The 25694-nt window shown below is 65.1% G+C and carries 22 protein-coding genes and 2 pseudogenes; 15 read left to right on the forward strand and 9 right to left on the reverse strand.

Annotation, left to right across the window (positions count from 1 at the left end; genetic code table 11):
• Positions 1-546: 546 nt before the first annotated feature.
• The 5 genes from PSR88_RS16425 to PSR88_RS16445 all read left to right on the forward strand — a co-directional run bounded on the left by PSR88_RS16425 (position 547) and on the right by PSR88_RS16445 (position 5667).
• Entirely contained in the window at positions 547-1920 is a 1374-nt protein-coding gene (locus tag PSR88_RS16425; protein ID WP_016881988.1) for an FAD-binding oxidoreductase, read from the forward strand.
• Between the two features lie 83 nt (positions 1921-2003).
• Positions 2004-2318 carry an L-lactate permease gene (locus PSR88_RS16430; RefSeq protein ID WP_051004154.1) on the forward strand — a complete coding sequence of 105 codons (315 nt, stop codon included), beginning with the start codon at positions 2004-2006 and terminating at the stop codon, positions 2316-2318.
• 1 nt (position 2319) lies between these two features.
• Positions 2320-3459: a glycerate kinase gene (locus PSR88_RS16435; protein WP_016881986.1), complete on the forward strand. Its 1140-nt coding sequence runs from the start codon at positions 2320-2322 to the stop codon at positions 3457-3459.
• 260 nt (positions 3460-3719) lie between these two features.
• Positions 3720-4028: a WhiB family transcriptional regulator gene (locus PSR88_RS16440; RefSeq protein WP_016881985.1), complete on the forward strand. Its 309-nt coding sequence runs from the start codon at positions 3720-3722 to the stop codon at positions 4026-4028.
• Between the two features lie 427 nt (positions 4029-4455).
• The gene (locus tag PSR88_RS16445) at positions 4456-5667 is read left to right on the forward strand and encodes an MFS transporter (protein ID WP_016881984.1); all 1212 of its coding nucleotides are present in this window, start codon (positions 4456-4458) and stop codon (positions 5665-5667) included.
• 220 nt (positions 5668-5887) lie between these two features.
• Here PSR88_RS16445 and PSR88_RS16450 read toward each other — a convergent pair whose 3' ends face one another.
• The 4 genes and pseudogenes from PSR88_RS16450 to PSR88_RS16465 form a co-directional block, all read right to left on the reverse strand.
• Entirely contained in the window at positions 5888-6043 is a 156-nt protein-coding gene (locus PSR88_RS16450) for an Hsp20 family protein (RefSeq protein ID WP_063711553.1), read from the reverse strand.
• Between the two features lie 40 nt (positions 6044-6083).
• A complete protein-coding gene (locus PSR88_RS16455) occupies positions 6084-6728 on the reverse strand; it encodes a GntR family transcriptional regulator (RefSeq protein WP_011595890.1) in 645 nt (214 codons plus the stop codon).
• A 176-nt stretch (positions 6729-6904) separates the two neighbouring features.
• Positions 6905-7369, reverse strand: a pseudogene (locus tag PSR88_RS16460) (transposase); the annotation flags it as partial.
• Between the two features lie 58 nt (positions 7370-7427).
• A complete protein-coding gene (locus tag PSR88_RS16465; protein ID WP_029538972.1) occupies positions 7428-8108 on the reverse strand; it encodes a GntR family transcriptional regulator in 681 nt (226 codons plus the stop codon).
• A gap of 131 nt (positions 8109-8239) precedes the next feature.
• Here PSR88_RS16465 and PSR88_RS16470 point away from each other — a divergent pair, with 131 nt between their 5' ends.
• The 6 genes from PSR88_RS16470 (at position 8240) to PSR88_RS16495 (ending at position 14917) form a co-directional block, all read left to right on the forward strand.
• Positions 8240-9940, forward strand: coding sequence for an L-lactate permease (locus PSR88_RS16470; RefSeq protein WP_016881981.1), 1701 nt, complete (start codon positions 8240-8242; stop codon positions 9938-9940).
• Positions 9937-11307, forward strand: coding sequence for an FAD-binding oxidoreductase (locus PSR88_RS16475; protein WP_011595894.1), 1371 nt, complete (start codon positions 9937-9939; stop codon positions 11305-11307). The genes PSR88_RS16470 and PSR88_RS16475 overlap by 4 nt, the downstream gene beginning before the upstream one ends.
• Before the next feature lie 60 nt (positions 11308-11367).
• Complete coding sequence (locus PSR88_RS16480) at positions 11368-11514, forward strand: hypothetical protein (protein ID WP_157180143.1); 147 nt, start codon at positions 11368-11370, stop codon at positions 11512-11514.
• Between the two features lie 493 nt (positions 11515-12007).
• Positions 12008-13111, forward strand: coding sequence for a tyrosine-type recombinase/integrase (locus PSR88_RS16485; RefSeq protein ID WP_016881979.1), 1104 nt, complete (start codon positions 12008-12010; stop codon positions 13109-13111).
• On the forward strand, positions 13108-13437 hold the full coding sequence (locus PSR88_RS16490) for a helix-turn-helix domain-containing protein (RefSeq protein WP_016881978.1): 330 nt from the start codon (positions 13108-13110) through the stop codon (positions 13435-13437). Before PSR88_RS16485 ends, PSR88_RS16490 begins: the two co-directional genes overlap by 4 nt.
• Positions 13438-13576: 139 nt before the next feature.
• A complete protein-coding gene (locus PSR88_RS16495; RefSeq protein WP_016881977.1) occupies positions 13577-14917 on the forward strand; it encodes a hypothetical protein in 1341 nt (446 codons plus the stop codon).
• A 1087-nt stretch (positions 14918-16004) separates the two neighbouring features.
• Here PSR88_RS16495 and PSR88_RS16500 read toward each other — a convergent pair.
• Both PSR88_RS16500 and PSR88_RS16505 read right to left on the reverse strand, forming a co-directional pair.
• Complete coding sequence (locus PSR88_RS16500; RefSeq protein WP_016881975.1) at positions 16005-16217, reverse strand: hypothetical protein; 213 nt, start codon at positions 16215-16217, stop codon at positions 16005-16007.
• 46 nt (positions 16218-16263) lie between these two features.
• On the reverse strand, positions 16264-16506 hold the full coding sequence (locus PSR88_RS16505; protein ID WP_016881974.1) for a hypothetical protein: 243 nt from the start codon (positions 16504-16506) through the stop codon (positions 16264-16266).
• Between the two features lie 546 nt (positions 16507-17052).
• Between PSR88_RS16505 and PSR88_RS16510 the strand changes: the two genes are divergently transcribed.
• Positions 17053-17370, forward strand: a complete 318-nt coding sequence (locus PSR88_RS16510; protein WP_016881973.1) for a hypothetical protein — start codon at positions 17053-17055, stop codon at positions 17368-17370.
• Positions 17371-17494: 124 nt separating this feature from the next.
• Here PSR88_RS16510 and PSR88_RS16515 read toward each other — a convergent pair whose 3' ends face one another.
• On the reverse strand, positions 17495-19282 hold the full coding sequence (locus PSR88_RS16515) for an IS30 family transposase (protein WP_157180142.1): 1788 nt from the start codon (positions 19280-19282) through the stop codon (positions 17495-17497).
• A 1097-nt stretch (positions 19283-20379) separates the two neighbouring features.
• Positions 20380-21649: pseudogene (locus PSR88_RS16520) on the reverse strand (IS256 family transposase).
• A gap of 355 nt (positions 21650-22004) precedes the next feature.
• Between PSR88_RS16520 and PSR88_RS16525 the strand changes: the two are divergent.
• Positions 22005-22316 carry a hypothetical protein gene (locus PSR88_RS16525; protein ID WP_029538966.1) on the forward strand — a complete coding sequence of 104 codons (312 nt, stop codon included), beginning with the start codon at positions 22005-22007 and terminating at the stop codon, positions 22314-22316.
• A 137-nt stretch (positions 22317-22453) separates the two neighbouring features.
• A complete protein-coding gene (locus tag PSR88_RS16530; RefSeq protein WP_237724038.1) occupies positions 22454-22627 on the forward strand; it encodes a hypothetical protein in 174 nt (57 codons plus the stop codon).
• A gap of 375 nt (positions 22628-23002) precedes the next feature.
• Here the strand turns inward: PSR88_RS16530 and PSR88_RS16535 are convergent, their stop codons facing one another.
• Positions 23003-24253 carry a TetR/AcrR family transcriptional regulator gene (locus PSR88_RS16535; protein WP_029538965.1) on the reverse strand — a complete coding sequence of 417 codons (1251 nt, stop codon included), beginning with the start codon at positions 24251-24253 and terminating at the stop codon, positions 23003-23005.
• 666 nt (positions 24254-24919) lie between these two features.
• Between PSR88_RS16535 and PSR88_RS16540 the strand changes: the two genes are divergently transcribed.
• Positions 24920-25693, forward strand: a complete 774-nt coding sequence (locus PSR88_RS16540) for an enoyl-CoA hydratase-related protein (RefSeq protein ID WP_005264718.1) — start codon at positions 24920-24922, stop codon at positions 25691-25693.
• Position 25694: the final 1 nt, after the last annotated feature.

Below are 25694 nucleotides of genomic sequence, written 5' to 3' on the forward strand. Positions count from 1 at the left end.
GGAGTGCCGCAGCCCGATTGGCGCATGCCGCAGGACGGGCTGTCCGCGATGCACGCCGACGGCGGCGGGTGCGTCGAGAGTGCACTGACGAGGCGCCTCGGCCGAATCCCGGAACGGCTGCGTTGCAGGCGAATCGTGGTCGGGGTGATCGACCTTCGAAGTCGCCCGGTGGGGCGGAGCGCGAGGTATTGACAATGGGGGTGATCCCTGCCACTCTCGTAATGCGAAAGTATATTCTCGAAGAACGGAAAATGGGCGGATGGCGGCAGGAATCTTTGCCGGCATTCTCAGAGATGGCTCTCGATGAGATCGAGGTTCGATTGATGGCACGCAAGCGCGTCGGTGCTCCCGGGCTCGTGCAGACAGAGCCGGTCTCGCTGCAGCACCGAACGCACCGCACACCTGCCGACTACCTGCCGGCGGTCTGTCACCGCCAGCCCCCTGAGACGGCGCTCCATTCCGGAAATGCCCCGCCCCGAAAGTAACCGGTCCAAGACGACATGCGCCCTCCGGGCCGACTGGCACCACATTGATCAAGGAGATCCGATGACTGTGATAGATGAGCGACTGGGTGACCTGCACGCTCGGATTCCCAACGCGTCCATCATCACCGACCCCGATGTGACCGAGAGCTACCGGCGGGACTGGGCACGCGACCCCGACGCCGGCCGGCCGCTGGCGGTCGTGCGCGCCACGTCCACCGAGGACGTCCAAGCGGTGATGCAGTGGGCGACGGTGCACAACATCCCCGTCGTTCCGCGCGGCGCAGGATCGGGTCTGTCCGGAGGGGCGACCGCCGTCGACGGCGGAATCGTCCTGACGACGGAACTGATGCGCAACATCGAGGTCAACCCGGTGACGCGGACCGCCGTTGTGCAGCCCGGGCTGATCAACGTCGAGGTCAAGCGGGCAGTAGCCGAGCACGGACTGTGGTACCCGCCGGACCCCTCGTCGTTCGAGATGTGCTCGATCGGTGGCAACGCGGCCACCAACGCCGGCGGATTGTGTTGCGTGAAGTACGGCGTGACCACCGACTACATCCTCGGCCTCCAGGTCGTCCTGGCCGACGGCACCGTCGTCCGACTCGGCGGCCCACGCCTGAAGGATTCGGCAGGTCTGTCGCTGACCAAGCTGTTCGTGGGCAGCGAAGGCACCCTCGGTATCATCACCGAGATCACCGTCCGCCTCATTCCCGCCCAGGCGCCGGCCAGCACCGTGGTCGGATCGTTCGCCACCGTGCAGGACGCGACGAACGCGATCTTGGACATCACCCGGGTGATGCGTCCGGCCATGCTCGAATTCATGGACCGCGCCTCCATCGGCGCCGTCGAGGCTGGCATGAACATGGGCCTCGACCTGACCGCGCACGGCATGCTGATCGCCCAGTCCGACTCGCCCGGCGAGGACCGCGCCCGGGAAACCGAGTTCATGGCCAAGGTGTTCAGCGACAATAACGCCTCCGACGTGTTTACCACCGACGACCCGAAAGAGGGCGAAGCCTTCACCGCGGCACGACGGTTCGCCATCCCTGCCGTCGAACGTCTGGGCAACCTGCTCCTCGAAGACGTCGGGGTCCCGCTGCCCGCACTGCCCGCGCTGATTCAGGGCATCGAAGACATCTCAGCCCGGCGCGAGGTCCTCGTGGCGGTCATCGCCCATGCCGGCGACGGCAACACCCACCCGCTGATCGTGCACGACCCTGCCAACGAGGACGAGACCGCACGCGCGAACATCGCCTTCGGCGAGATCATGGACCTGGCGATCTCCCTCGGCGGCACCATCACCGGCGAGCACGGCGTCGGCCGGCTGAAGAAGGCGTGGCTGCCCAACCAGGTCGGCGAGGACGTCATGGAGTTGACCCGTCGCATCAAGTCCGCGCTGGACCCGCAGCACATCCTGAACCCGGGAGCTGTGATCTGATGTTTCGGCCCGACTATGCCCTGGTGAGGGGCGCGCTCACCTGCAGCTATGGCCGCTGCGGTCCGCCTGTCCGGGTTCCGGCCATGGGGCGGCCGGGGGTGAGGGGCACCGGATCGGACATATCCGTGCATTCACTGTTCGGTTCACTGCGGGCCAAGACTGCGCACGCCGCCGGGGCGGACGCGAATCTACTTGCCACGGCGAACTCCTCGGGTGGTGTGATCGGCGAGATGCTCTCCTCGCAAACCCTGGCGATCACCGCGGCCGCGGCGGGCCTCCAGGGCAAGGAAGGCGGCCCCTTCCACAGTGCGCTCGGGTGGAGCCTGCTGCCGCTGCTGCTGATATGCATCCCGGTGTACCTACAGGCGACTCCGGTGCTGAGCTGGATGGTGGTCTGAGATGCCCCGTCATGTCGTCGTCGCTCCCGACAAGTTCAAGGGGTCGATCTCTGCGGCCGATGCCGCCGCGGAAATCAGCCGAGGACTCCAGCGGCGCGATCCGACGATCCGGACGATCGAGTGCCCGATCGCGGACGGCGGCGAGGGGACACTCGCCGCCGCTCTGGCGGCCGGCTTCGAGAGGATCCCCGTCGCTGCGCCCGGGCCGACCGGCGAGCGGACGCTGACTGCCTACGCACGGAAAGGGCAGCTCGCGGTGATCGAAATGGCGGACATCTCTGGCTTGCACCGACTGCCCGCCGGGGTACTGCGTCCGATGACCGCGTCGAGCCGTGGTCTCGGCACAGTCGTCGCCCGCGCCCTCGACGACGGATGCCGAGAGATCGTGCTCGGTATCGGTGGCAGCGCCTGCACCGACGGCGGGGCCGGGTTCCTGCGTGCGCTCGGCGCCGAGGTCGTCAACGCTCACGGGAGCCCGATCCGGGACGGAGGCGGCGCCCTGTCTCAGGCCACGATGCTCGATGTTTCCTGGTTGCACCCGGGACTCGGAGACGCGAAGATCACCCTCGCCAGCGATGTGGACAACCCACTGTGCGGGCCCACTGGTGCCGCCGCGGTCTACGGACCCCAGAAAGGCGCCACTCCCACACAAGTCGCCGAACTCGATGCGGCACTGGCACATTGGGCTGACCGCGTCGCAGCGGCCACCGGTCGCGACGCCCGAGACAGCCCCGGGGCAGGGGCGGCCGGGGGAGTGGGATTCGCTGCGTTGACCGTTCTGCAAGCGGAGTTCCGCTCCGGAATCGACCTCATCTTGGAGCTGGTGGGCATCGATCAGCACCTCGACGGCGCGTGCGCGGTCATCACCGGTGAGGGCTCTCTCGATCACCAGTCCTTGCACGGCAAAGCCCCGATCGGGGTGCGCCTGCATGCCACCGCTCGCGACGTTCCGACATACGCCATTGTCGGGGTGTCGCGGCTTTCCCCGGAAGAGGAGGCGGCTTCTCAGTTCGCCGCCATCTATTCCCTACAGGATCGTGAACCCGACATCGCACGTTCGATGGCGGGGGCTGCCGACCTGATCGCTTCGGCCGCCGAAGAACTGGCCGCCGAACATCTGCTCGCGGTCGATCGATCCTGAGAAGAACGTGCGGGGCTCCTCACGAACCGATCTTCTGAGTAACCCGCACATTCACCACACCAGATCTGAACCTCAGCCCCGGCACCTGATTCGGCGAGTTCCGGCAACCGTCTATCGCAGAATCCAGTGTCCCTGCACCCCTGTGTGGAGACTTGCCTCGAACCCAAGTCTCCACACAGGTTCCCAGTCAACGATCCTCGTATTCGTGGACTCCGCCCGCGACCCTGCGGTCAACCGCCGGACTACACAAGAGGAAGGTCATGCTTCGCGAACAAGACCCCACAGTTCCCGCGCTCTCACCCAACGAGTGGGAGTGGCGACAACACGCCAGATGCCGCTACTTCGACGCCGACCTCTTCTTCGACCCCGCCGACGACTCCACCGACGAACCCGCCGCGAAAGCGATCTGCAACCACTGTCCCGTCCTCGCCCACTGTCGTGACTACGCCGTAGATGCCGAAGAGCCCCACGGGATCTGGGGCGGACTATCGCCCACAGAGCGAAAGAGGCAGAGGTGGTTCAACAGATTCAAGACCACTCCAACGGTTCCGGAGCAACGGTGTTCCTGAACGCCCCACCGCTTCACCTCGCATAACAGAAATGGTCTCGACCCAGGGGGTGGGCAGTCGATCCGACCGTGATCAGAACCAGTGCGGCCAATGCCACCAACGCCCACGCGAACAAGAACGGATAACCCACAGGGCTGGGGTACTGCGGGGTAAGCACTGCGAGCGTCGCCGGCCCTCCGAACTCGACGTATTCAGCGAACAGAAGACCGTCGTCGGTCCTGCGAGATCATCAGGTGACGCGAGGGCCGGAGACCAGCGCCATTTCGTAGCCGCACCCGCGCACCGCCGCGGCAGCAACGGTGATCGACTCGAATCCGGCGTCATGATTGTTGCGGTCCCGGAGTGGACCCCCGATCGGCGGGAAGCCCCCTTACCGACTCCTGTACATGACTTGTCACCGCTCCCGATCTCGGAAAGGCTCGGATCCATGCCGTCGTTCTCGCCCGCCCTGTCCGGAACGCGCACCCGTCGGTCGTCCGTCCTCGCGGTCGGGGCCACGTCGTTCGCGTTTCTCGTCACGATGATGGGAACGACACTGCCCACCCCGCTCTACTCCATCTATGCGCAGGAGCTGGCGTTCAGCGCCCTCACCGTTACCATCCTGTTCGCCGTGTACGCGGTCGGGGTCGTGGTCGCGCTCGCCCTGTTCGGGCGGCTGTCCGACGACGTCGGTCGGCGCCCGGTGCTGTTCGTCGCGGTCGCCCTCGCCGCGGTCAGTGCCGTGCTGTTCCTGCTGCCGTCGACGCTTCCGGTGTTCGTGGTGGCCCGCGTGATCTCCGGACTGTCCGCGGGTCTCATGACCGGCACGGGCACCGCCGCGGTGATCGACCTGTTCCCACCCGAACGCAAGGCGGTCGGCGGAATGCTCGCGGTCGCGGTGAACACCGGCGGCCTCGGATTGGGCACGCTCAGCGCGGGGGTGATCGCCGACGTCACGTCGAGTCCGCTGACCATTCCCTATGTGGTGAACCTCGTGCTCGCCGTCCTCGCGGGCACCGGGCTGTGGATCTTCGCAGTCGCACCGGCCACCAGTCCGACGTGGCGGATCCGACCCCGCCGACTGCAGGTTCCCTCCTCGATCCGCGGCGCGTTCGTCACCGCAGTGCTCGCAGCCGGAACAGCGTTCGCGGTGACCGGCGTGCTCACCGCCGTGTCGGCGTTGTTCCTGACGGAATATCTGGGCTCGAGCAGCCACACGAAGGCAGGCCTCGTCGTGTTCCTGACCTTCCTGTTCATGGCGGTCGGGCAGCTCCTGGCCCGTCGGCTGTCGACCGCCACCGCGATGCTCGTCGGGTGCCTCGGATTGATCCCCGCCGCCGCGCTGCTGGCACTCGCACTGGCGTACACCGTCCTCGAGCCGCTGCTCGCGTCCGCGGTGGTGCTCGGCGTCGCCGGGGGCCTGTGCCTCAATGCGTCGCTCGCCTCCACCGTCGAACGGGTCGAACAGCAGTTCCGCGGCGGGGTGTCCTCGGCGTTCTTCGCGGGGATCTACGTGATGCTGGCCGTCCCCGCGGTCGGTGTGGGTGTGCTCGCACGCGTCACGGACCTTCGCACGGCCGGGATCGTCTTCAGTGGCCTGGTCGCCGCGCTGGGGGCCGGGGTGGCCGTGGCCCAGTTGGTGGCGCGCAGACGGGCCTGAGCGGCATCAGTCAGCCCCGCGGTCTGGCGGTGACGGGCGGGATGGTGATCACCGGACGCGGGTTCGCGGTGGTGGTGACCGCCCGCAGTGTCGGCTCCGCGGGGTGCCGCCGTCGGCGGGCCCGCGATCCGGGGCACGGTCTGCTCGGTCGTCGTGATGACGGGAGGCCGGGTGACGGGTGTGGTGACCGGGGCCAGGCCGATCGTCGGGGGAGGCACGGTCACCGCACTCCACAGGCGTTACGGGCTACTTCGATGCGCCGCGGTTTCGCTCTTTCGGCGACCGGCAGAATCACGCTGAGGACACCGTTGTCGTAGCTCGCCGAAATGCGGTCGACGTCGATGTTCTCTCCGAGCGACACTTGGCTGGAACGCACACTCGATCTCAGGTAGGGGACTCGGGTAGTTGCCGGGGCACTATCGCCTCGCAGTCAGATGATGAACCTCACGCATATGGCTGCGAAGCAGGGTGTCGAACTCCTCGACATTCCCGTGCTCGACGAAACTCGCAAGTTGGGCATGATCGGCGATGATTCGGTCGATCTGCATCGGATCCCGGCCGACCGAACATGCCGTCATACGTCGCTGCCGATCTCGAAGACCCACGTAGAACGCCGCGAGCAAGGGGTTGGCGCCGTATCGCACCACCACCGAATGGAAATCGGCGTCCTCCGCGGTGAATGCTGCACTGCCGGCGGACGCGGCAAGGTCGCGCTGACGGTTCACGCTGGCGCGCATCTCCGCCGCGGCAGCCTCGCGACGCCCCGTATCGGATCTGAACGAGCACAGGCTGCCGGTCTCCACCAGCAGCCGGGCCGCAACGATGTGCTCGGCCTCGCCGTCCGCGATCGGAACGATCAATGCCCCGCGCTTCGGATACAACTTCATCCATCCCTCGGCTTCGAGCCGAAGAAATGCTTCACGAACCGGTGTCCGGCTCGTGCCCACTCGCGTGGCGATGTCGCCTTCGCTGATCAGCTCACCGCCGGGGAGTTCAGCCGACAGGATGAGTTCCTTGACTGTCGCGTAGACCAGGTCGGACGACGACGGAGTCTTAGACACAACTTGTATCTAAACAGGAGTTCGGCTTAGTGGCAAGAGAAGACGCGCCCCACTACTCGAGGGCGCCCGTGTTGGTGCTTCCCTTTTTCCGGAGGGTGAAGCCGGTGGTCGCGGCCTTCCGGATTCGGTGATAGAGCCCCGTGGGGTGGTGGGCTTTGAGGTCGAATCCTCGGTGCCTACTCGCCACGGTTGATCGCGGCGATGGTCCCCGTATCGCCGCTGGGATCCAGCAACGCCATCGACCCCTCGGAGAGGTAGCGGCGCTCGCCGGACTGCCACTCATCGTGCATGTCGGCCGGGACCGCACCGACGAGTCGGATCACGGCCGCCTCGTTCGGGAAGATGCCCACGACACGGGCTCTGCGCTTGATCTCCTTGTTTACCCGCTCCAACGGATTGGTCGACCAGATCTTCGACCAATGTGCCCGCGGAAATGTGCTGAACGCCAGTACCTCTGACTTCGCCTGGTCCATCAAGGGACCGACCTCGGGGAACCGGCCGGCCAACTGATCGCGGACCTCGTCCCACGTGAAGGCCGCGGTGGCGGGATCGGGCTGGGCGAAGATCGTGCGAAACACCGCGGCGACCATGTCGGAGTGCGACTTGGGGACGTACGCCCACAGGTTTCGCGCGAGAGCTACAGCCACGACTGGGACGTGCCGAGTCGTCGCGCCCGGACCCCGGCCACCGGGGGTGCGCTTACGGTTCGGTCAGCTCGGCCTCGGGGCCTGGAATGCCGCCGAGGGCCGCGGCCAGGCGTTCCCGCGCCCGGCTGAGATGGCTGGTGAGTATCTCCGCGGCCGCGTCCCCGTCGCCGGCTGCGATGGCATCGAGTATCTGCTGGTGTTCGGCGGCGATGCTCTGGTTGGTGAGCAGATGCTTGCCCTGGACCTGGACCATGCACAGCCGCACTTCGGACACCAGCGCCCGGAAGGCACGGCTGGTCCGTGGGCTGCCCATCGCGGTGACCAATGCCGAGTGGAACCGCATGTCGGGTTCGACGATCGAGAGCGGGGTGGCGTCGGTCATCGCCGAGATCTCCGCATTGGCGTCCACGGCATCGTCGGGAACGGTGCGAGACTTCGACAGTTCGCGCAGCACGGCGGCCTCGAGATGTTCGCGGGTCCGGTAGATGTCGCGGACGTCATCAGGCCCGAGATGCGGCACCCGCGCGGTCTTGTGGGTGCTGCGCTGCAGCAATCCCTCGCCCACCAACTTTTCGATGGCCGCTTTCGCGGTCGGCCGGGCCACTTCGTAGTTGCGGGCCACTTCGGCCTCGGTCAGCGCGTCGTCGTGGGTGAGTTCGCCGGAAAACAGTCGTTGACGCAGCTCGAAAGCCAGCGCGTCGACTATCGAGAGCGCCGCGACCCGTCCCGCCATGTCGATCTCCTCCACTCGTGGATGAACTACCCGATCTTCCCACAACGACGCACATGCATTCTTGACAGACCTGAGTACTTGTCTGACAATCAACCAGCGCCGTGGTGGCGGCAATCACAGAGGAGACCTCGATGTATCAACAGACACTGGACCCGATCGGAGGGTCGCTGGGGTGGTCGGCAGTCATCGCGGCGGTGCCGCTCCTGGCGATGTTCGTGATGCTGGGAGTGTTCCGGTGGAAAGCGCACCGGGCGGCCCTGATCGCACTCGCCCTCGCGGTCTGCGCGGCGATCGTCGGCTGGCGGATGCCCATCGCACAGGCGGCGAGCGCCACCGCGGAGGGCGCATTCTACGGGCTGTTTCCGATTCTCTGGATCCTCGTCAACGCCCTGTTCCTCTACAAGTTGACCGTCGTCAGCGGCTGGTTCCAGGAGCTGGGCCGGGTGATTCGGTCGATCTCCGATGACCAGCGCATCCTTGCCATCCTGATCGCGTTTTGCTTCGGCGCTCTCCTCGAGTCACTCGCCGGCTTCGGCGCTCCGGTCGCGATCTCGGCGGCGATGTTGCTGGCCGCGGGCATGAAGCCGCTCAAGGCCGCCTGCACCTCACTCCTCGCGAACACCGCGCCGGTGGCGTTCGGCGCGCTCGGTGCGCCGATCCTGGCGCTCGCCGGGGTGACCGGACTGCCGCTCGACGACCTCTCCGCCATGGCGGGCCGTCAGACCCCGTTCATCGCCGCCATCATCCCGCTGGTGATGGTGTTCCTGGTCGACGGCCGCCGCGGCGTGCGCCAGACCTGGCCGGTCGCGCTGGTCGCCGGACTCGTCTTCGGGTTCGCGCAATTCCTCACGGCCAACTACTTCACGGTCGAGCTGACGGACGTGGTCGCCGCGGTAGTGACGGTGATCGCCGTGCTCGGCATGCTGAAATTCTGGAGTCCCGCCGAGACCTTGGCGGCCACCCCCGACGTGCCAGCACATGCCGGCGGCCAGGCTCCCGTGGGTGCCGGTATCGGTGTCGGCATCACGTCCGCATCAGGGGCCGGCGCGACGACACCCACGTCACCCGGCCGATTCGACCACTACGGGCCCGGGCGCCGCGCCGTCTACGCGCTCGCCCCGTACGTGACGATCATCGCGATCTTCTCCCTCGCTCAGGTGCCGTTCGTGAAGGTCTGGCTCGCCGATATCGGCACGGTCGCCTTCGCGTGGCCAGGACTCGACATCGTCGATCCGGACGGAAACGCCGTCGGTGCACAGACATTCAAGCTCGACCATCTGCGCGCGACGGGCACCCTGCTGCTGTTGTCGGCGGTCGTGACCACCGCGATCTACGGCATCGGGATCCGGGAGGCGCTCCGCGCGTACCGGGACACTCTCGTGCAGCTACGGTGGACCATCGTCACCGTGACCGCGGTCCTGGCGCTGGCGTTCGTGATGAACCTGTCCGGTCAGACGGGCAGTCTCGGAATGGCGCTGGCCTCCACCGGAGGGTTGTTCGCGATCCTCTCTCCCGTGATCGGATGGATCGGCGTCGCCATCACCGGATCCGACACGTCGTCGAACTCGTTGTTCGGCGTCATGCAGATGACCGCGGCACAGCAGGCCGGACTCGATCCGGTGCTGATGGCGTCCGCCAACTCCTCGGCCGGCGTGCTCGGCAAGATGCTGTCGCCGCAGAACCTATCGGTGGCCGTCGCGGCGGTGGGACTCCCGGGGAGTGAGGGGGCCATGCTGCGCAAACTCATCGGGTGGAGCCTGGGATTGCTCGCGTTCCTCACGATCATCATTTACCTGCAGTCGACCCCGGTACTCGGATGGATGGTTCCATGAGTCTCGACGTCTTGACCCCTGTTTCCGAACTGACAGCAGCCCTCGGCGACGTCGTCGTCACCGAGCCCGACCTGATGCTTGCCTACCGCCGCGACCAATCGCTGCTGACCGCGGCGGGAATGCCGCTCGCGTTGGTCCGCGCCCGCGACACCGACGATGTGGTGGAAACCCTGAAAATTGCGCACCGGCACGGTGTCCCGGTCGTCACCCGCGGCGCGGGCACCGGCCTCGCCGGAGCCGCGAATGCACTCGACGGGTGCATCGTGCTCAGCGTGGAGAAGATGAACGCCATCCTCGACATCGACCCGGCCGCACGGACCGCCACCGTGCAACCCGGTGTGATCAACGGCGACCTGGCGGCGGCGGCCGCCGAGCTGGGGCTCTGGTATGTGCCGGACCCGGGCAGCCGGGCGATCTCGAGCATCGGCGGCAACCTCGCAACCAACGCGGGAGGCACCTGCTGCGCCAAGTACGGCGTCACCGCCGACCACGTGGCCCGCATCAAGGCCGTGCTCGCGGACGGGCGGATCATCCACACCGGCGCGGCGACACGTAAGAACGTCGCGGGCCTGAACCTTACGCAACTGCTCGTCGGTTCCGAGGGAACCCTCGCGGTGATCGTGGAAGCGACCATGCGGTTGCGGCCGGCGCCCTCCGCCGCCGCCACGGTGGTCGCCAGCTTCCCCGAGACCGCGCAGGCCATCGACGCGGTGCTCGCGATCCGGCAGACCGCCGAACCGTGTCTGGCGGAACTGATGGACCGCACCACCATCGCCGCCGTCAACGACATGACCCACATGGGCCTCGACGAGTCCGCCGGTGCACTCCTGCTGATCCAATGCGACGGAAGGGATTCCACCGCCGAAGCCCGGATCTGCGCGCAGGCCTGCACCGAGGCCGGCGCCACCGAGGTATACGACACCGACGATCCGGTAGAGGGCGAAGCGTTCATGCAGGCGCGCCGTGTTGCGCTGACCGCGTTGGAACGACAGGGCTCCACGCTGCTCGACGACCTGTCCGTCCCGGTTCATCGGCTACCCGAGATGCTGCACGCCATCGAGGGCATCGCGGCACGCTACGAGCTGACGATCGGCACGTTCGGCCATGCCGCGGACGGCAATCTGCACCCGACCATCGTGTTCGACGCGTCCGACAGCGAGCAGTCCACGCGGGCGATGCAGTCGTTCGACGAGATGGTGGCCGAGTGCCTGGCTCTGGGCGGATCGATCAGCGGTGAACACGGAATCGGAGTCCTCAAGGAGCCGTACATGGAGGCCATGGTCGGTGCCACCGAACGTGAGCTGATGGCCCGGGTCAAGGCAGCGTTCGACCCGAGGAACATCCTGAATCCAGGCAGGGGCATGTAATACGGGGCGGGGACGGCTCCGTATTTTTCCGCCGTGCGCGGGGCTGCGGGTGGCACTGCGGTGAGAGACCGAACCGCGCACGCACCCCGATTCACCTCAACCGTGCGCCTCGCCGGCCACACCGCAACCGCCGATGCGACCACGAAGACGGCAGCGAAGACCGCATCGGCGGCGGCGCTCATCGACACGCTCTTCACGCAGCACTGAACTACCGATGTTCGTTTTGTCCGTTGTTCACCGCAGTGAACAACGGACAAAACGGACATTCTTGGGGGTCTTGGATGCGGTGAGGCGCGAGGTGCGTCAGGCGCGTCGGTGGAATTGGTTATCGTCGAAGGTCTGCAGAACCAAGGGGGTACGGGGTACATGACATCGGACGCTGCCAAATACGCTGGCAGACAAGCGTTCCCGCTTAGCCGATAAGTTATATTATGTCAACTAGACTGCTCCGTATTTCATCAGATGCATCATCGGCTTCATGCAGGGAACCGTGGGAGCCGTCCGGATCTAAACGTCGCCGGAGGCGGTGACCTGCGCCTTCACGGTCGCGGACAGGTAGGTCGGTCGGCGCGGGTCGCGGTGACACGATGGCTGCGTCCGCATCGGCACCTCAGGTTGCCGCGCGGAGCAGGGACCTTCTCGCTATGATTCATTCGATGAATCATTCGATCATCAGATGAGACAGCCCCGAGGGGGTTCGGTGGGAGTCGACGACAGCGGCCGGGTGCATCTTGTGGATGCCGTTCCGATGCTGCATCCGGAGGAGCAGACAGTCGCCGAGATGCTCCAGGGATGGCGCAATCAGCAGCTGTGCCGCAATCTTCAGCACGCCACGATCGAGCAACGCGAGCGTTGCGTGCGCCGTTTCCTCCACTCCACCAACGAATACCCCTGGCAGTGGACTCCGGCGATGGTCGACGAGTTCTTCGCGGACTTGCGCTCGATACGGCACGCGAAGCAGTCCACCGTCCGCAATTACCAGGTGGCGCTGCGTCTGTTCTGTTCGTATGTAGCGGATCCGACCTACGGGTGGGACCGGGTATGCGAGCAGCGATTCGGCACGCATCCGAGTCAGGTCTTCTTCGACTGGAACACCGCGCAGCACGTGCAAGACAACGAGTCGGGTCCGTCCAAGCGCGCCTTCACCAAACCGGAGTTGCAGGCGTTGTTCGACCGCGCGGACGACGAGGTCGCGCGGATAGCAGCGTCCGGACGGAAGGGGTGGCTCCCGGCCTACCGAGACGCCACGATGTTCAAGCTCGCCTACGCCTTCGGATTGCGGTTCAACGAGATCCGCCACTTGCAGACCGTCGATTTCGCCCGGAACCCGCACGCCCGAGAGTTCGGTCGATACGGCCTGGTCCACATCCGGTATGGCAAGGCCAAACCCGGTTCGGCACCGAAACGGCGCAGCGTCCTGACCGTCTTCGACTGGACCTCCGAAGTCGCCGCGGATTGGCTCGCCAATGGGCAGCGGCACCTCGACGACGGTATCGACGTGTTTCCCAGCGAACGCGGGACCCTCGTCGCCGAGAACACTGTGCTGCGACGGTTTCGGCGGTATTGCACTGAACTGAACCTCGAGCCCGGGCTCGACTTGCACTCGCTGCGTCGTTCCTACGCCACCCACCTCATCGAGGACGGCTGGGACGCTCTGTTCGTGCAACAACAGATGGGCCATGACCACGCCGGCAGCACCGCCATCTATACATGCGCGTCCAGTGACTTCCGTATCCGCACGTTGCGTCGTGCTCTCGACGCCTCGATGGATGCCGCACTCTCCGACGAAGGACGATTTTCGTGAAGCGCACCGTTGACTACACCTGGCGGCTGGCAGAACTCATGGCCGCGCGCGGGCTGCACAACAGCACCGACCTGATGCCCCTGCTGCACGAACGTGGAATTGAATTGTCCCGCCCCCAGGTCTACCGGTTGGTCACCCAGCGCCCGGAACGTGTTTCGCTGCAGATGGTCGCAGCGCTCTGCGACATCTTCGGCTGCGGAGTTGATGACCTGGTCACCGTGACCGCCACCGACACCCGACGCAAGCGCGCCGCCTCCACCGCGGACGTGGTCGAAATGAACAAGGCGGCCCGCCCGAGACGAGCCCGCGTGATCTCCGATGATTGAGGTGACGCCCCGGTCGACGCGCCGGGGCCGCCCTCGCACCACCGGTGATGCCAGTTGTGATCGATGCGGTCGGCAGGTAGGCAGGATCCGCGCCCGCTGGCCCGACGGCGCAATCTGCGGCACCTGCTTCTACGCGGCGATGCGCACGCACGGTCACTGTCCGATCTGCGGGTTGGAGCGGTTGCTACCCGGCCGCCTCGATTCCCACGACGGCCCGATCTGCGGACCATGTGCCGGCATCACCGACGACCTCGCCTGCTCCCGATGTGGTGTCGAGGCCGAGCACTACCGCCGGAGCATCTGCGCTCGCTGCGCTCTTCGGGACGACCTCACAGAACTGCTGGTCGTCGATTCGGCGGATCCCGGTGCGATGACCGCTTTTGTGGATGGGCTGTGCCGTGACGAGCGCCCCGAGAGCCTGATCACATGGATGCGACCGGCCCAGGTACGAGAGATGTTGCGCAAGCTGGCGGTCGGTACGATCTCGATGAGTCACGAAGGGATCGACGAGCTCGGACACGGCCATCGAGCGTCCCACCTCCGGGGTCTGCTCGAGCATCATGGTCTCCTACCCGAACGCGACGCCTATCTCGCCCGCTTCGAGCACTGGCTGCGGGTCAAGCTCGATGCCATCGGCGAGGCGGCCGTGCGGCAACCCGTCGAACAGTTCGCTACATGGCACCACCTTCGGCGGATCCGCGACATCTCGGCCACCGGATCCTCGACGCGCGGTCCTGTCCACGCGGCCAAACAAGAGATTGCCGAGACAATCAAGTTCTTGGACTGGCTACTCGCTGCCCACGGACGCGTCGCCTCGACATGCAACCAACGCGACGTCGATGAATGGCTGGCTGTTGGACCGACCACCCGCCATTGCATCCGAACGTTCTTCGTCTGGGCTCGACGTGCGCGGGTCAACACCACCATCCTGATCAGCCCCCGCCGTGCCCGCTCCTCCCCCACCATCACCCAGGACCAACGGATCGCCTGGCTGCGTGAACTGCTGACCGGTAACAGCGAATCCCTGCCTTATCGGATCGCCGGCACACTGCTGCTCCTCTACGCTCAACCAATCGCGAGGATCGCATCCCATCGCACGTCCGACGTCCTCCTGGCGTCAGACGGTCCATATCTTGTCCTCGGCACACATCCTGCGCCCATTCCGGCGCCGTTCGCGGGCATGCTCACCGAACACCTCGCGCAACGGCCCAACCTGCATGCGGTCCGAGATGGCGACTCGGAGTGGCTCTTTCCCGGCCGCACGCCCGGCCGTCACCTGCACCCGAACACGATCATGGACCGGTTGCGCGCCCTCGGTATCGATCTCCTCGGTGCTCGCACCACAGCGATCCGCACATTGGTGTCTGAGGTGCCTGCTCCGGTCGTGGCGGACATGCTCGGCTACAGCCAGCAGATCGCACATCGCCACGCCGCTGAAGTGGCGCAACCTTGGGCCGGATACGCCGCGGACCACAGATGAAAGGAACAAAATGACTGACGCAAATCAGGGCACCTGGAACAGCTGGAGGAAAGTTCCGGAGGGTGTGGTGTATCGAAGTACCGGTCCGTGCTGGTATCCGTACGTGAACCGTGGAGGCGTCCGATACCTGGCTACCACTGGTGTGGAGTCCATCATGAATGACGCGGATATGGACGAGCTGGCACCGTTCCAGGAGGTGTCCGAGCGCACACAGAATGTCCTGCGCCGCCGAGCGACCGTTGACAGATGAAACTCACGCCTAACGACAGTCATCATTCGGAGTCCACATACGCACGGACCGAATATGCGGGGTTACCAGTAGTAAGTTGGTTATTCGCATGACCTGCGAATACGACCACCGGCGGTAAAGCTCCGCCACTGTCGTCACCGAGTTGCCGGCGTCGAAGTTCAAGGAGTTCATCGAAGGGGGTGAGGATGATCTCGCGCCGAGCCGCGCCGAGCCGCGCGGGGCCCGAAGAGGTGGGTTCGATCGTTCGTCCTCGGTCCGCGCGCGACGGGTGACGGCCCTCGGCCGAAGGGGTCAGCGGTCGAGGGTCTCGCCGCCTGCGGACTGCCGTCGAGCCGCGGGCAGCGTACGGGTGGATTACCCCGAACCGGACGTACTATGCACGCCCCATGGCAGATGGTCGTTCCCACCACGTCGCACCATCGCGGAACGACATCCACAGACAACCCGTGACGACGGTGAGCTCGGTCAGGACTCGTCGGGAAGGGCTTCGTTGGGCCGGTCGACGTTCCCGCGACAGGCGCCGGTTTCGGTGCCTGGCGCACGGCTGCGGTCCCGGCGAGGACAGGTCCGTCCTGGCCGGAGCACGCCCCGACATTCCGGCATTCCGACATCTCCAGCACCGTCGAACGGTGCCGGCCTCGGCCAGGGCAAATGTCACCACTCATCCCGACCAGACAGAGGACGCCCGCTCCCTGGGCGCCGTTTGCCGGTCTCTTGGACGTACGACCCCCTATTTCGGTATTGCGCATTCCGACACGGCATCGGGCAGATCCTGACGACGCCTAGTGACGCCGACAACGAACTGTCTCCTGACGTGTCGGTCCGCGGGTGACGGGACTATGGCTCGGCGGTGTCCATGGTGTCGAAGATGACGTCCTCGGGAACCCCGGCGGCCTGTGCGGCATCGACAGCGTCCCGGAGTTCGTCGGTGAGTTGCCGGTAGGTGCCCTCTCGGGCAGCCACGGGGATGCCCGGGTGCGCGGTGCGCAGAAAGCTGTGGAGCACCGCGCACGCGTCGCGTACTCGCCCGAGCAGCTCTTCGTCGGTCACCGCGGCGGGTCCGATGGCCCGGTCCGGGCGGGCACCGGCGGTGTCCCTAGTTCGCTGACGGGCGGGCGGGTGAAGGTCTCGGGGACCGGCGGGCGGTGCCGACCGACCGGGACAGGTCGCGGCGCAGCCGCCGGCAGGTACTCAGCCATGCCGGGTCGATCGGGGCGCCGCGCAGGTGCGCCATCAGGACGGCACTGTTGTCGTCGGTGGCCAGCCATCGGCGCATCTCGGTCACGCAGTCTTGGACTTGCCGCAGCGACGGCCGGTGCTCTCTGGTGCGATTCGACATCGTGCTCACTCCGGTGCGAGGGGCGGTGGGCGAGGGTGGTGTGCCGGGGATGCGATGCCATGGTGCCACGGGACACCGGTCCGGCGGAATGAAATCCGTCGGGCCACGCGCGGCGTGGACAGGCGAAGCAAACCCGAGGATTGCTGGCCGGTGGGAAACCCGCCCCACCGGTTCCTCATCCGTGGGTAGAGCCGATCACGCGGACGGAGCCGGGGCATGAATCGGACCCGCGCCCGGTCCGGCCTTCCCTCCAATTCCCCGGTGAAACTCGCCGCTCCCATCAGGTTTCGGCTCACCGCAACCCACGCGCCCCCCGACCCCCTCGGCGCACTCGCCCGTCCTCCGGTGCGGTCGCCGCCGGAAAGGATGCGATACACCCCTTTTCGAGGGAAACGCTCACGCCCGGTCCGCACCTCGATCACACTGGCCCCCGATACTTCTCGCCGGGACCTCGCACCCCTCGACTGCGATTGCCGCGAATGTGATTGCACCGCCGCAGGTGTCCCCGGCACAGCTGATGCCCCTCCGCAACGGAAGGACCACACGGTGACCGCATTGCCTCCCGGCTCCACCAGCAGCCTGTGCGCGCTGTTCTCCTACGAACTGCACGACGGTGCCATCGACTCCGCGGCGATCGGACGGATCCACCGGAGCGATATCGACGACTGGATCTCGGCGGTGGCCAGGACGGGATGGTTCACCAGCGCAGACATCTCCACCCTCGAGCAGCGGTGGCGGGCCGAACCCCGGGCGCTGCTCGACACCCTCCTCGCCGGAGCGGACGAAGTGACCGCGAAACGGTGCCGGGGCATCTGGGCCGACTACGACGCGTCCGCCGGTGACCAACTCGAGGCGGACGCGTGACAAGCCGGCGCGCGCATCGGATTGGCGCACCGGGTGCACCGGTCGGTCAGGGCGCGGTGGGGGCGGATTCTCACTGTCGTTGCAACACACGCCTATTGAAATCTGGGTCTTCCCAGATCACGGGCTACGTTACCGCAGTCGACATCGCTAGTTCCAGCGCGGTGCGGCGCCGGTGAGCGGTGGCCCGTCGCTCGGCATTGAACACCGTGGCGGGAGTTGCGTACTCCAGGTTCTTCCGTGGCCGAGTGTTGAGCTCACGCGTTACCGACCGCACATGAGCGTGACTATGCACCGATAAATCGGTGCCCTTCGGGAAATACTGCCTGGCGAGCCCGTTGAAATTCTCGTTCGCACCCCGCTGCCACGGACTGGAACGTTCGGCGAAGTAGATCTTCAGATCAAGGGCAGCGGAGATCTCTCGGTGCAAACACATCTCCGTTCCCTGATCCCACGTCAACGTTCTGCGCATTCGTTTCGGCAGGCCGGAAAATGCTTTGATGACAGCATTTTTCACTGATTCCGCGGTGTGATCGACGGAGAGATTGACGATGATTCCGTATTGCGTCTTCCGTTCCCGCAGAGTCATCATCGCCGATCGACAGCGCAACCCCAGGATGAGATCCCCTTCCCCATGACCCACCTCGGCCTTTGCGTCGACCTCCTCCGGGCGGTCACCGATCATCGTCATGTTCCGCACCGCACCGAGTGACCTCGCCGACCCCAACCACCGAGGTTTACGCACGCTCCGACCACTGCGCAGTTTGGCGGCGTACTTCTTGTCCAGTCCCTTCCCTCCCGGCACCAGCAACGCCCGGTACATCGTCTCCATGCACAACCACATCGAGCTGTCCTCGGGATACTTCAGCTTCAGCCAGCCGCTGATCTCCTCCGGCGACCAGAACCGATCGAGCTTGCGTTGTACGACACCGCGCAACACGTCGTTGGCGAGCAGCTTGTGTTCGCGTGGCCGGCTGCGGTTGCGCCGTGCCGTCTCATCGGCGACATGGGGCAGGTAGCGGCCCTGGCTATCGCGGTGCCGGTCGAGTTCTCGTTTGACCGTCGACGGCGCCCGGTCGATCTCCCTGGCGATGGCGCGGATCGACAGTTTCAGATGGTCCAGGTCGGCGATCTGCAACCGTTCCACCAAAGACAAATACCGTTCCGACGGCACGTCGGCGCCGGTCCGAGTCTTGCGCTGTCGCGCCCTTCGTTGAATATTGATCCCGGTCTGGCGAGTCACACCGACGAGTGTGGCTGCGATGTTCGTTTCCCCTTGGGCGATCAATTCCCAGTACCGCGTGTCGCGGACCGCGGTCCGCGACAGTCTCGACGCCTCCTTCGACGCCAGCTCTGCGGCGGTACGCGCAGTGGACCCACGCACCGCCACCTGGATCGACTCATCCCGGCCGCGTACCGCCTTCCCGATCCTCAGCACACGCCGCGACTCCCACGCCCCTGCCCTGGTCTTGCTCAGCCGCAGCCGGCGCCGAGCCTGGGTTTCACTAATGCCGTCCGCGCGGAGCTGGTAATACCGCTGTTCGATCCACCGATACGCTGTCGAGCTCGCCACGCCGGCGATCACGGCCGACTGCCGCACCGTCCGGCGCACCGCAAACGCAGACCAGAAAGTCTTCTCTCGGCTTCGCTCGACCCGCAAGTGGTGCCGGTTGTAGTTACCCGAGTTGAATGAAGCCTCCCACACCGCGATCTTCGAGGTCACACATCCCAAGGTGGCTCGGGCCTGCTCGCAGTCGAGACCTCCTTCACGGAGAAGGAAGAACTCCGCGCGCAACCACTGGTAGCCGACATCGAGATGGACTCCGGCGGTGCGGGCGGAGTATTTGAGACCTCGTCCGTCGCGGACCAACCCTAGAAATCGGGCCTGAGCAGCGGCATCCGCATTCTTCGCCATTCCAACACCACCTCGCCGAAGGTGTTGCAATGACCGATAGAACCCTGGGTGCGATAACCGGGACTCCTCCAGCGCACCCACACGGCGCCTTCGGCATGGGCCCAGTCAGTCAGCTCAGAGGTTAATGGTCAACCCTATCCATAACCCGGGCACCTACCCGTTCAACGTCCAGGTGACGTTTCTCGTGCCGGCCGCCTAGCGTCAGTACCCCTCGCCGGATTTACCTCATCGCTTCCTCTCGCGCTCTTGGATGATCCGATCGGCCAGCCGATTCACCGCGCGCACGCCGGTGGGAAGTACGTCGGGTACGGCTCGGCCTGCGGTAGCAGTGTCGGAATCCCCAGGGACAATCCCCCTCCAGCACGACATACCAATCCCCAGCTATCACATCTGGCCTGCCCAGATGTAGCTACGCCGACCTTGTTCCACCGCTGGATCCCATACCGCGGATAGCACTCCCCGCCCGGGCAGCAGCGACTCGCAATGGGCCCAAGTCACTGAAGGTTTGGGACTGTATTCCGATGGCGGCCGGCCCAAATCGCCGGCCGTGGCGGGGCCACAGGACGTCAGCTCAGCATCACTACGCAGGGCGTTCGCACGGGCACCGGAGTTCGAGTCAACAACCAGGTATGCGGACGAGTCGGGAAATGAACCGTAGTACTTGGCGTACACGATGGTGTCGTCCTCCGTCAGGTGCAGGCCCAGGTCTATAGCCAGCTCCGCGGCGGCCTTCTCGTCCGATCGTGCGACGTACCAGTGGTAGAGCCGAGGGCCACCGAACCAGAGAACCAGCGCTCCGATCACGACAACCGCAACAACGATGCCAGTCCGCATTCGCCGTGATGGCTTCGGGAAGACCGTCATCCCTTGATACGACCACAACCAACAACCGCCACCTCGTCAGGGATACCGACCATGGTGGCGCATTCGCGGGCCGAGATGATGCGGCGCCGTCATCCAGCGCGCGGTCCCCGGTACATGAAGCGGCGCCGTACGTCCGCGAGGCCCCTTCATTGGGCTCATTGGGCAGTTGTACCGATCCGCGGTCAAGTCCCAGGGCGTGGTGTACGACGGTCGACGCGTGACTCCTCGTGGGGTTATGCGGTCAGAGCCGCCGGCGTCACCTCCTCGGTAGGTTCGGGTGTGGCGTGGGTGCCGCGAGACCGGGCGAGCACGTCGAGGCCGAGGTAGCGGCGGCCTTCGATCCACTCGTCATGCTGCTCGGCGAGTACCGCGCCGACGAGCCGAATCAGGGCGGTGCGATCGGGGAAGATCCCGACGACATCAGTCCTCCAGCGGATCTCCTTGTTCAATCTCTCCTGGGGATTGTTCGACCAGATCTGACGCCAGATCTGCTTCGGGAAGCCGGTGAACGCGAGCAGATCCGGGCGAGCCGCGTCGAGATGGTCGGCGACCTTCGGACGCTTCTCCGACAAGGCGTCGATCACCCGACCATATTGAGCATGAACGGAATCGGCGTCCGGCTGGTCGTAGACGGAGTGCAGGAGCGCACGCACCCAGGGCCACGAGTTCTTCGGTGTCTGGGACATGAGATTCGTCGAATAATGCGTCCGGCACCTCTGCCAAGCGGCTCCGGGCAAGGTGGCGCCGATCGCCGACACGAGGCCGGCGTGCGCGTGAAGAGGTCACCAACCGCACGCCGGACAGCCCGCGGGCGACCAACGACCGGAAGAACGCCAGCCAACCGGCCCCGTCCTCGGCGGAGGTCACCTCGATTCCCAGGATCTCGCGGTAACCCTCGGCGTTCACTCCGACCGCCACCAGAGCGTGCACGTTCACCACCCGGCCGTTCTCGCGGACCTTCAGGACGAGGGCGTCGGCGGCGACGAACGTATACGGGCCGGCGTCGAGCGGGCGGCTGCGGAACGCCTCCACCTGGGCGTCGAGGTCCTTCGCCATCACGGACACCTGGGATTTCGACAGGCTGGTGATGCCGAGCGAGTCGACGAGTTTCTCCATCCGGCGGGTCGAGACCCCGAGCAGGTAGCAGGTGGCCACCACCGACGTCAGGGCCCGCTCGGCACGCTTGCGGCGCTGCAGTAACCAATCAGGAAAGTACGAGCCCTGACGCAGCTTGGGGATCGCGATGTCAAGGGTTCCGGCGCGGGTGGGGGTACCGCCCTGCACGAAGTGCTTGGGGGAGCGAAGTCCCAGTGGCGGTAACCGTTCCGGCTGTTGGTGCGGTCCTCGGAGCTCACCAAAACCGGCGCCGCACAGGCTGTCGGCCTCGGCGCCCATCAGCGCGTCGATGAACGTGGACAGCAGGCTGCGCAGCAGGTCGGGGCTGGCGTCGGTGAGGCGATCGGTCAGGAACTGGTGCAGGTCGATATCGTGGGCAGTGGTCATCGCGTGCTCTTTCGTCGAGTCGAGTTGGTAGCTCTCTCGAAGAATCACGCGATGACCGCCTACTTTCCGGCTACGACACGCCGGTGACGTCCTGATCCGGCTCGTACACCATCGTCATGGACGCAACCCGATCCGCCTCCGGCGGTCGATACACAAGCGCAGGAGGTTGTTGTCATGCTCGACTTGTCGTACTGGTTCCCCGACGTCATCAACGCTCTGACCGCAGCAACGAGGTGGTGGCAGTCGCTTCCATTCAACTAACCCCGGAGGTGATGACAGTGATTCCGATCCCCCCATACGGGTTGGGCGACAGCTGGATGGTGTGGACACCTTGGCTGGTGCCCATCGTTCTCTGGTGGAACTCCTGGCACTGACCCAGTACCTACCGCGCGCAGCTGACATGACTATGGCGGACCACATCACCGCTGTCCGGAATAAGCGGACCGTCTTTGGCCAGGTCACGGGCTTAATCGGGCGTTTGCGTCTGATCGCGCCCATGCTGGCCACGGCCGGCACACTCCCGGACAACACGGACCGTCCGTGGAGTTTCGAGATGAAGTACGACGGGTGCCGGATGCTGGCCTCGGTGGGCGGCTGCGAGCCGGTGCTGTGGACCCGCGCCATGAACGTGGTGACACCTCAAATCCCGAGATCGCCGAAGCTTTGACAGCGGCATTCGGCGGTCGCGGACGCATCGTTCTCGACAGCGGGCGCCGTACTCGATCACGGCAGGCCCTCGTTCGGCCGCTCCAGCGGCGCATTGGGATTGCACACGCGACGAAGCCGTTACAACGACGAATCCCTGTGACATTCTTACCCTTTGGCGTCCTGGCGTTCGACGACCTGGACCTCATGAGCGCGCCGCACCTGGATCGGCGGGCGGAGCTTGTTGAGCTGGATTCGGTCATCCAGGACGTCGGCGGCTTGCCCATCACCGTCGTCCGCACTGGGAAAATCAGAGCAGCAGAATCAGTTTGAATTCCGCGAAACGTGCTGGAATGGAGGGAATTTTGGCCAAACGGTCGCCATCGATCTACCTTCCGGGCCAGCGGAGTCGAGCCTGGATCAAGCACGCAATCCGGACTCGCAGTTCGGTTTTGGCGATCGGCTTTGTCGGCTCCAGTCGGTCGGTTGCCGTGCTGATCCTCGGAGCGTACGACGCTACTGGTAATGCGGGATATTCAAACCTGCGGAGTGCCGATCGATGATGGAGAGCAAACCGGGGAGTCGGTGTTGCACGCGCTTGTCACGTTGCGTCGACTTGGGGCGATACCTAGATCATGAGGGTGAGGAAAGCCGCGATAGGTACCAGCGCTCTTGTCGCGATCGCAACCATCGCCGGCGCCTACTCGGTTATTCATCACGCCGCCGACCCAATCGTGCCGATGGCATCGGGGTATTTAGAAGAGCATTCATCGAGCACGCAACAAGCTCGTCGGGGAACTCGGCGTGTCGTGAAAGGTGCGGAATACGGACAAGATCGTTGAGTGCTGTGCGAACCGCATTCACCAGCGCGAGTGCGTCTGCCTCGGTGACTTCTGAACGCGAGGTTCGTAGCCATTTGACCCATTCGGCGAGGTCGTCCTGGCGGATTCGCCGATCACGCTCGGCAGCACTAGCGGGGAGGTTGAGGGCTTCGGTAACTGACACCGCGAACAGATCCGTTGCTTCGGTTGCGATACGAACATAACCTCTCACGAGGCCTTCGATGACCTGTTCATCGGAGACGCTGTGATGCATGGCCCTGGAGCTCTCCAGGGCCATCCATTCCTGTACTCGGATGATCATGGCGGAAAGGATGTCGGCCTTGCTGTCGAAGTACCTGTAGACGGCAGGGCCTGCGATGCCGAACTCGTCGAGGCTGACTCCACCGAAACCGCGCTCCCGGAACGCGCGCGCCGCTGCTGCGATGATCTGTTCGCGACGTGATGTACCTGGTCGTTCTTTTGCGACTGGAGCCTCCGCCGCTGGCGCATCGCGGGACTCGGGTGACGCTGACGCGAATTCGGGGGTATTGATGGCTGCCAACGCAGCAGACACCAGCAGTGGGGAGAGGCGACGCTGCGACAGTAACCGGTCGCAGTGCCCTGGGCTGGTGATGATGCTCACCGCCATCCACGCGCGTACGTCGGCACCGAATCTGCTCTTGGAGGGATCGGCTTTTTCAATGGCCCTTCGCACCGCGCCTCCGATGCGACGAGTACCCTCGCGCACTCGCTCGAAGTCATCGGCGGTGAGGTGCCGTGCTTCTCGCTGCCATAGGGGGCCGAGTCGAAGGCTCTCCAGTGATGCCTCGACCATCCGCGTCAATAACTCCTCTAAGCTGCAGACGCCGGTTTCGGAGCGCTCGGCGGATTGGGCTGCCATGAGCAGTCGGTCCTGGTCTTCGAGGACCACCTGCGACAGTAGATCCTGCTTGTTGGCGAAGTGCCGGTAGATCGCCCGTGCGGTGACGTCGGTTGCCTCGGCGATGTCTTCCATCCGCACGGCGTGAAACCCGTATTTCGTGAACAATTCACTGGCGTTGTGGAGTATCTGCGCACGCCGGTCACGGGGTCGCCGGCGCGTGGCAGCGGACGCCTTCACAGTTTGCGATGCGGTCACGACGCCCCCTTTCCTCCTCGAGGCCCATATGGGATGCACACATGTCCGGACAGGCGGCGCAGCCGCTAGTACAGCCTTCTGACGATATACCGGCGGCGGACGGTCCCCCGCAGTATCCCGCACTGCCGCCGTTCGAGGGCCGATCGGACACAATGCCTCCTCCCACGCGAGGCGATGCAGGCGCACTGCGCCCGAGCGTGGGGGAAGTCTCCACTACGGCCGCAGTCCGAACAGTATGCACAATTGCGATAAGAGTCATGGACAACTTCCGTTACTTGATGCTACCTGCTTGATTCGTTGAAAGATACGTTCGCCTGACATTTTCGGCTCAAGGCCCAGGGACGCGCCACCGCGCACTGCCGCGGTTCACTCGCGGATCGGCAGCTCTTCCGACCTGGCATTTGCAGCCTCACCAGGTCATATGCTTCCGAATGAACGAAAAATCAACCATGCATCCTCTGAACTCTCCGGCTCTGAGCCATTTCACATTCTCAGATACGAGCTATTGACATATCTACGGCGGGGGGCCTATTAATGTGAGTAGAAGCACACCCTGATCGTGAATCAGACCACTAGGGATCAAGGACATGCCTCCTCACGGAGGCGACCATCCGCACCCGGCCGGTCACAGCTTCTGCTTACGCCCGTTCGAACAAAGGAACTTCGATGAAGGATCTGCAATTTCTGCAATGGAAGACCGATCAGAAGGTAGGCACGGTCTGGCTTACCCGCCCGCCGGTCAACGCGGTCACCCGGGAGATGTACGCAGAGATCAAGTGGTTCTTCACCCACACGGAGGAGTACCTCCCCGAGGCTCGGGCGATCGTCTTGACCGGCGCCGGCAAGCACTTCTGCGGCGGCAACGATCTCACCGAATTCCAGACGATGACGCCGGAAAACGCCGGTGAGCGCATGCTTGCGGTCCGTGAAGCGTTCTGGTCGATCTACGATTGCCCGTTGCCGGTGATCGCAGCTGTCCACGGAGTGGCCGTGGGCACCGGATTGGCCCTGGCAGCGTCGTGTGATCTGGTCGTGGCAGCCAAGGGCGCCACCTTCACGCTTCCCGAGGTCAACGTCGGTGTGATGGGCGGCGCCAAACATGCCTCACGCCTGGTACCGCAGCAGTTGGTCCGCTATTTGCACCTCACCGGCGAACCGCTGTCTGCCGAGGAACTCGCGCAGCAGGGCGGCGTCTTGAAAGTCGTCGATCCCGATCAGCTACTCGACGTAGCCTACGACGTGGCGGCCAAGATGGTCCGGCACTCGCCGGTCACGTTGCGGTTCGCCAAGCGCAGCCTCAATGCGATCGAATACCAGGACCTCAAGGGCGGCTACGAGTTCGAGCAGGGTCTTTCCGGCGAGTTGTCCGCCTACTCAGACGCCAAAGAGGCCGTGGCAGCATTCTTCGAGCATCGCGCGCCGGCCTACACGGGAGCTTGAG

This window comes from Rhodococcus sp. DK176 (assembly GCF_038447315.2).
Taxonomy (GTDB): Bacteria; Actinomycetota; Actinomycetes; order Mycobacteriales; family Mycobacteriaceae; genus Rhodococcus_F; species Rhodococcus_F jostii_A.

Excerpts from the sequence above, each read along its gene's own strand:
- PSR88_RS16425 (WP_016881988.1), top strand. The coding sequence starts at position 547 with ATGACTGTGATAGATGAGCGACTGGGTGACCTGCACGCTCGGATTCCC.
- PSR88_RS16430 (WP_051004154.1), top strand. The coding sequence starts at position 2,004 with ATGGGGCGGCCGGGGGTGAGGGGCACCGGATCGGACATATCCGTGCAT.
- PSR88_RS16435 (WP_016881986.1), top strand. The coding sequence starts at position 2,320 with ATGCCCCGTCATGTCGTCGTCGCTCCCGACAAGTTCAAGGGGTCGATC.
- PSR88_RS16440 (WP_016881985.1), top strand. The coding sequence starts at position 3,720 with ATGCTTCGCGAACAAGACCCCACAGTTCCCGCGCTCTCACCCAACGAG.
- PSR88_RS16445 (WP_016881984.1), top strand. The coding sequence starts at position 4,456 with ATGCCGTCGTTCTCGCCCGCCCTGTCCGGAACGCGCACCCGTCGGTCG.
- PSR88_RS16465 (WP_029538972.1), bottom strand. The coding sequence starts at position 8,108 with ATGGCGGGACGGGTCGCGGCGCTCTCGATAGTCGACGCGCTGGCTTTC.
- PSR88_RS16470 (WP_016881981.1), top strand. The coding sequence starts at position 8,240 with ATGTATCAACAGACACTGGACCCGATCGGAGGGTCGCTGGGGTGGTCG.
- PSR88_RS16475 (WP_011595894.1), top strand. The coding sequence starts at position 9,937 with ATGAGTCTCGACGTCTTGACCCCTGTTTCCGAACTGACAGCAGCCCTC.
- PSR88_RS16495 (WP_016881977.1), top strand. The coding sequence starts at position 13,577 with ATGCGCACGCACGGTCACTGTCCGATCTGCGGGTTGGAGCGGTTGCTA.
- PSR88_RS16505 (WP_016881974.1), bottom strand. The coding sequence starts at position 16,506 with ATGTCGAATCGCACCAGAGAGCACCGGCCGTCGCTGCGGCAAGTCCAA.
- PSR88_RS16515 (WP_157180142.1), bottom strand. The coding sequence starts at position 19,282 with ATGGCGAAGAATGCGGATGCCGCTGCTCAGGCCCGATTTCTAGGGTTG.
- PSR88_RS16540 (WP_005264718.1), top strand. The coding sequence starts at position 24,920 with ATGAAGGATCTGCAATTTCTGCAATGGAAGACCGATCAGAAGGTAGGC.